The sequence below is a fragment of the Sulfurivermis sp. genome, assembly GCF_059410345.1.
In genome coordinates this window covers 6,739-8,072 of sequence record NZ_JBLJDO010000012.1, presented here as the reverse complement: position 1 = coordinate 8,072, position 1,334 = coordinate 6,739, and the positions used below count along the sequence as shown (strand labels likewise).

The 1,334-nt window shown below is 61.7% G+C and carries 3 protein-coding genes; all 3 read right to left on the bottom strand.

Going from position 1 to position 1,334, the window contains the following annotated elements; genetic code table 11:
- A partial coding sequence (locus ACMV8A_RS10350; protein WP_495325705.1) for a NapC/NirT family cytochrome c occupies positions 1 to 464 on the bottom strand: 464 nt, incomplete at its 3' end.
- 77 nt (positions 465 to 541) lie between these two features.
- Complete coding sequence (locus ACMV8A_RS10345; protein ID WP_495325704.1) at positions 542 to 976, bottom strand: nitrate reductase cytochrome c-type subunit; 435 nt, start codon at positions 974 to 976, stop codon at positions 542 to 544.
- On the bottom strand, positions 973 to 1,334 hold a 362-nt coding region (locus ACMV8A_RS10340; protein ID WP_495325703.1), incomplete at its 5' end, for a 4Fe-4S dicluster domain-containing protein. The genes ACMV8A_RS10345 and ACMV8A_RS10340, both read right to left, overlap by 4 nt.

Sequence of the window (1,334 nt, the reverse complement as noted above, 5' to 3'; positions counted from 1 at the left end):
TCGAACTCGTGGCAGTTGCGGCACTCGCGCGAGTCGGTCTTCTGCATGGAGTGCCACACGCTCTGCGCCATCTTCAGGCGCTTGGCCTCGAACTTCTCCGGTGTGTCGATGGTGCCGAGCATCTTGTGCCACAGCTCGTTGCTGGCCTGGATCTTGCGCACCATCTTGTGTGTCCACTCCTTCGGCACATGGCAGTCCGGGCAGGTGGCGCGGACGCCGGAGCGATTACTGTAGTGGATGGTGTTCTGGTACTCGCGATAGACGTTTTCCTCCATCTCATGGCAGGAGATGCAGAACTTCTCCGTGTTGGTGGCCTCCATTGCGGTATTGAATCCGCCCCAGAGCACGATGCCGGCGACTACGCCTATTCCCAGCAGGGAGCCCGCGGCGTAGCGGGCGCTGGGGCGCTTTAGCGCTCCCCACCAGCGCGCCAGGATGTTTTTGTCTTCATTTGCACTGGACATGGCTGCCTCTCGCTTCGTCGTTCGTTGTCACTGGCGCCGCGCAACCGCGCGACGCATGCATAATCACCACACCGCACTCAACGGTTGCTGATGGCCGGCAACGGCTGGAACTGGTTTTCCACCAGCGGCTTGGCATCCGCCTGCGGCGTATGGCACTGGCTGCAGAAGTAGCGCCGCGCCGACACGTTGGCCAGGTCGTTGCCCTCGCGATCGGAGAAGTGGGTCTGGCTGATCTTGGTGGCCTTCTTTTCCTTGTAGTTGGCCCAGCTGTGGCAGGTCAGACACTTGTTCACCTTGAGGTTGACCGTATAGCCCTCGACGCTATGCGGCACCATCGGCGGCTGCTGCACGTAGTCACGCGGGATCGGATCGCGATCCTGCCATTGCACCACGTCGGTGCTGGCCCAGATATCGCCGTCGCCGCGTAACGGGGCGGGGCCTGCGGCACACACCGCCGTCGTACCCAGCAGCCCAATCACCAGTACGCCTCCCAATACCAGAGACTTGTTCATGGCATTACCTCCGTCTTTTGCGCAATCGGTTTGGATGTTGAATTGTGGAATCGATGGTCGAAGCGGAACACATCTTTGCTGCACACATCGATGCAGCGGCCGCAGTTGGTGCAGTTGCCCGACAGGATCACCGGGCCAGCGCCACGCGCTTCCCCTTTGAGCGCCGGCCGGATCACCTGCGGTTCAGGACATACCGCAAAGCAGTCCATGCAATCGTCGCACTTGTTGCGTGCGGCCGCGCTGACGCGCAGCAAGCTGTAGCGGCCCAGCAGGCTGTAGAACGCCCCCACCGGGCACAGATGGCTGCACCAGCCGCGACGGCTGACGAACAGGTCGAACAGGAAAATGGCGAGTACCA